This window comes from Luteolibacter pohnpeiensis, from assembly GCF_016595435.1.
In the GTDB taxonomy this organism is placed as follows: Bacteria; Verrucomicrobiota; Verrucomicrobiia; order Verrucomicrobiales; family Akkermansiaceae; genus Luteolibacter; species Luteolibacter pohnpeiensis.
In genome coordinates this window covers 1-3,973 of sequence record NZ_JAENIJ010000075.1, presented here as the reverse complement: position 1 = coordinate 3,973, position 3,973 = coordinate 1, and the positions used below count along the sequence as shown (strand labels likewise).

Here is a 3,973-nt window from a genome sequence, read left to right as displayed (position 1 = left end):
TTTTCATAGGACCGACAAAACTCCCCATCCTTGCGCGACATCCGCCGCTCAATCGTCCGCGTCGCGCAGCCAAACCACGCCGCCATCTCGGCGGCTGTCGCTCCCAGCATCCCCAGCTTTTCGACCTCGCTCAGATCGAACTCCATCTTTGGTCGTCCCGTGCTCATGCGTCTTCTCCTCTCAGCCATGGAACGGCCGCCACAATGTCGTCGCTGCGTCCGTAGCGCTTGCCACCGGGTAGCGGCAGGTTGAATTCAAACCTCAGCCCTTTCTCGAGATCATCAGCCGATGACGGCCGCTCGTTGATCGCCACCACCGACCAGCCCGTGGTCCGGATGGGTCCGCTCTTCAGCTCACGTCCTTCGGCATCGCGGATCTCGTAGCGCTTGCCGATGAATCGCTCGGTCAATTCCCGGATGTGCTCGATTCCATGGAACTTCTGATAGCGCCAAACGCCCCGCGAATAGATCGCCGAGATCCGTTCGCCATCGAGAAAGTTCACCTGGCGTCGCGTGTGGGTTTTCTCGACGCACGTCTTGTTGTTCAGCCGGGTCAGCTCCGAATCCAGACTGCGACCGCTGAAGATCACCTTGCCGCCTCTCCGGCACAGCGCGGACAGCGTGAGCAGCACCGCTTCCTCGGCAGCTACCGAATCCACACTGTTGAGCACCGAGTCACACACCACGACGTCGTAGGGTCCGTGAGTTCGCAAATCCTCGAGCACTCGATCGATGTGCCGTTGCACCTCGCCAAACGCGATCTTGCCATTGCGCTGCAGGTAGAACTCAAGACCGCGGATCTGATAGCCCGCCGCGCTCAGGCGCTTCACGTAGGCCAGCTTGCCCGCGCCGAAGTCGAGGATCCGCTCCTTCTTCGTCACATGTGGCAGCACCGCGTGCTCGTAGGTCCGGCTCCGCAGCTCACGATTGCCACCGCCATTTAGCCGGTTCATTTGCGCCAATGCCTGTGCCCAGGTCGTGCGCGGCAAATGGTCGTAGGAGTAGACGCCGTAGGACGCGGAAAGGTAGCGCTTCGCCACGTCCTCGAGTTCGGCGCCGATCACCATCAGATGCAGCGGCATCCCCAGTTGCTGGCAGCACGCGGCATAGTCCGCCGAGGAAATCACCCGACCATCCGGCAACGCAACCGCCCCGCCCCAAGGTCCATGTTTCGCGAGCAGGCGCAGGATTTCTTTCCTTCGAACAGCCCCGCGAGCCAGAGGATTTCCAACGCGTATCTCCCGTGCCGGCACGATCTGCCAACCGCAATCCATGGCAGGCACCCGCACCTTCAGTTCGTCCGATTCGTCCAGGTCGGATCCGTTGTGGATCTGGTTAAACCGAATTTCCTCGGTCACCGAAACCGGACCTAACAAATGCACCGCCGTGTTCTCGAGTCCTTCGGCCCGCATCGCTTTGGTGCGTTGGTGCCCGGCGATGATGGTGCCCTGCGAAACGATCACCGGTTTGACCGCGCCAAGTGCACGGATGCTTTCGCGTAGCTTCGAAAACTCGGTTTCACTGATCCGCCTCGGGTTGTAGGACGCCGGTTTGAGCCGGTCGATGGGATAGCTTGCCTCAAACATCGTCTTCGAGGGCCAGGAGTTGACGAACGAATCCAAAGTAGGAACCGGTCGCTTCCGCGTGTTGATCGATCTGGCGACGAAGAGCCACCCGTTCCGCTTCGGTGACTGGAATCGACAGCCCGTCGAACTTGAGCAGGCAGGCATTTTCCGAAGCATCCTCGTCTTCCGCGATGTCATCCGCCTGGGTTTCATCGGAAAGCATCTGGTCCAGCTCCGAGGCGTCGAAGCCAGTCAGCTCGAGGTCGAAATCGTCCACCTCGCCAAGGTCCCGCAGCAAGTCTTCCAGCCCGCCCTTGTCCATATCCGCCAGCTCGGCAATCCGGTTGTCGGCCACCAAGTGCGCCCATTCATCCGCCTCGCTCGCAAACTCCTGCACGTCCACCGGCACTTGCGAAAGGCCAAGCAGCAAAGCCGCTTCCAGCCTCCCATGCCCCGCGATCACAAACCCACTCCGCGCCGAAACCACAATCGGATTCCGCCACCCCTGATGCCGGATGATCCGGGCCAGCATTTCGATCTGCTTCTGCCCGTGTTTATTGGGATTGCGCGGATGCGGCGTGAGTGATGAGGGATCAAGCAGCTCCTTGTGACTGCATTTTACTTCCGGCAAAAACTGTTCTTTTGAACTCTCCATGCCGGAGAATTCTTCGAACTACCGGGATCGGCAACGAGCGCCAGTGGTCCCTTAAAAAAGCCTTGTCGTTTTAATCTTTTGACGTTTTAACTACTCGTAGTTGAATCAACTACCACATAGGATTTTTGATGAAAAACATACCCCTGTACGCCTCTTTTGCTTTCCTACTAAGTTGTCAGGCATTCAATCCTTACCCAAAATATCCTGGAGAAAAGAATGCTGATTTAAACAACAATCTGCAGTATTGGAAACCAAGTGTAATTTATCCAGAAACAGGCTCACCACCATCCAACGAAACGATAGCCGAAGGAAGAATTGCTGCCATTGATTATTTTTACCGGGCTTATGTTAATCAAATTTATTCCGAGGGAAAATGGGTTTCATTTACTACAGGCAGCGCCCTTTCAGTCTTGAGTGCATTTGCAACATTAGGAAATGAAGTTTTCACCGAAAGTGAGCTTAAAGTATTTGGCGGGATATCCACTGTAATTACAGGATCTCGCGATCAGTATCAGAAAGAACTATTATTTGATCAAACTCTACCGGTTTTGATCCAAACCATGAACAAATCAAGGCATGATATTTTATTAAATATTCGGAATCTCGAAAAAGATAGTAGTGTGCCACTCCCAAGACTGCTCGGCGAAGTGGAAAAGTATTATGAAGCCGGAAGCCTCATCTCCGCCATTAACGTCCTTAGTGCAAGTGGCCCAACACAAGAGGGGATCAATAAAACTTTTTCAATAACTGAAAGCTCCCCAGAAACATATCACGGAATAACTCATACCAACAATCCAAACACAGAGTCAGAAATAGTTACAATTCCGGACATCGATTAAATATTTCAAGATAAACTACCTCCATCAATTATCGTTTTTGTTTTCTAACCCTAACAGTCAATCCTACTCGCTTGTAGCCCTCAAGGATCGCATCCCGCTTCTCAATCGCGATCTTTTCATCGGCAGTCTTCAACATCACGGTGAGACGTTTCCCGACGATCTTCTTTCCGAGGTCTAGTGTTACTCTCAGCTTCCAGGAATGCTTGGACTTGTCCCAACTGAGATTATGGAGGCGCTGCATCTCCGTCTGCCGTCGACGGCTCGGAGGATTTGCCGATCTCATCAGATCTTGAAGGACCTGTGAACGGATTTCGCCACTCGGAACCCGGTGGCCAAGTGCCCAATTCTCGAAAGTCCTGGGTAACTGACGGGATAAAATCGCACACTCGTTCAGAGAATATCCACGAATTTCCCTAATGGCCGCAAGGGATTGCTGGAATGAAAGTCGATTTCCCTCGCGAGAAAAAAATCCGTCACCCGTCAGTTGTAGTTCATCAATTGCGTTATCTTTGCTCATGCTCTCAAAATCATTGAATGTTGTGATAGCCGTCTGCTGATGGCTTCGGATTGCGCGGTGTCTCCACCGTTCTGACGGACGATCTTTTCTCGCAGCTTTGGCAGGTCGATTTGACTGCTCCAGAATGTCGGTAGCTTCGATCCCATCCGCGTCTCTAACAGGTCGAAGAGCTTCGCGCTCCACGCCTCCGTCATTCGCCCTTGGCTGATGTCGTCCAGGACTAGAATTGAAATCGTCGAGCCTTGCTGCCAACGGCGCTTGCACCCTTCCCGGTCTTTCTCGGCGGTAGCCGCTTCGATTGCGGCATCGCGGGCTTCGGTGCCACTCCACCAGAGGAACGGTTGCTCGAGCTTTCGCAGCAGCGATGCCAGCGCATGGCTCTTGCCGATCCCGGATTT

Annotated in this window: 5 protein-coding genes; 1 reads left to right on the top strand and 4 read right to left on the bottom strand. The window is 54.2% G+C overall.

Annotation, left to right across the window (positions count from 1 at the left end; all coding sequences use genetic code 11):
* Positions 1-163: 163 nt before the first annotated feature.
* Complete coding sequence (locus JIN85_RS19845; protein ID WP_200274118.1) at positions 164-1,621, bottom strand: ParB N-terminal domain-containing protein; 1,458 nt, start codon at positions 1,619-1,621, stop codon at positions 164-166.
* Positions 1,578-2,219 carry a ParB/Srx family N-terminal domain-containing protein gene (locus JIN85_RS19840; protein ID WP_200274116.1) on the bottom strand — a complete coding sequence of 214 codons (642 nt, stop codon included), beginning with the start codon at positions 2,217-2,219 and terminating at the stop codon, positions 1,578-1,580. The genes JIN85_RS19845 and JIN85_RS19840 overlap by 44 nt, the downstream gene beginning before the upstream one ends.
* A 128-nt stretch (positions 2,220-2,347) precedes the next feature.
* Here JIN85_RS19840 and JIN85_RS19835 point away from each other — a divergent pair, with 128 nt between their 5' ends.
* Positions 2,348-3,058: a hypothetical protein gene (locus JIN85_RS19835; protein ID WP_200274114.1), complete on the top strand. Its 711-nt coding sequence runs from the start codon at positions 2,348-2,350 to the stop codon at positions 3,056-3,058.
* A 28-nt stretch (positions 3,059-3,086) separates the two neighbouring features.
* Here the strand turns inward: JIN85_RS19835 and JIN85_RS19830 are convergent, their stop codons facing one another.
* A complete protein-coding gene (locus tag JIN85_RS19830) occupies positions 3,087-3,575 on the bottom strand; it encodes a hypothetical protein (RefSeq protein ID WP_200274112.1) in 489 nt (162 codons plus the stop codon).
* On the bottom strand, positions 3,572-3,973 hold a 402-nt coding region (locus JIN85_RS19825; RefSeq protein ID WP_200274110.1), incomplete at its 5' end, for a hypothetical protein. The genes JIN85_RS19830 and JIN85_RS19825, both read right to left, overlap by 4 nt.

What these genes read in the sequence shown, in the direction of transcription:
- JIN85_RS19830 (WP_200274112.1), bottom strand. Translation starts at nt 3,575, where the DNA reads ATGAGCAAAGATAACGCAATTGATGAACTACAACTGACGGGTGACGGA.
- JIN85_RS19840 (WP_200274116.1), bottom strand. Translation starts at nt 2,219, where the DNA reads ATGGAGAGTTCAAAAGAACAGTTTTTGCCGGAAGTAAAATGCAGTCAC.
- JIN85_RS19835 (WP_200274114.1), top strand. Translation starts at nt 2,348, where the DNA reads ATGAAAAACATACCCCTGTACGCCTCTTTTGCTTTCCTACTAAGTTGT.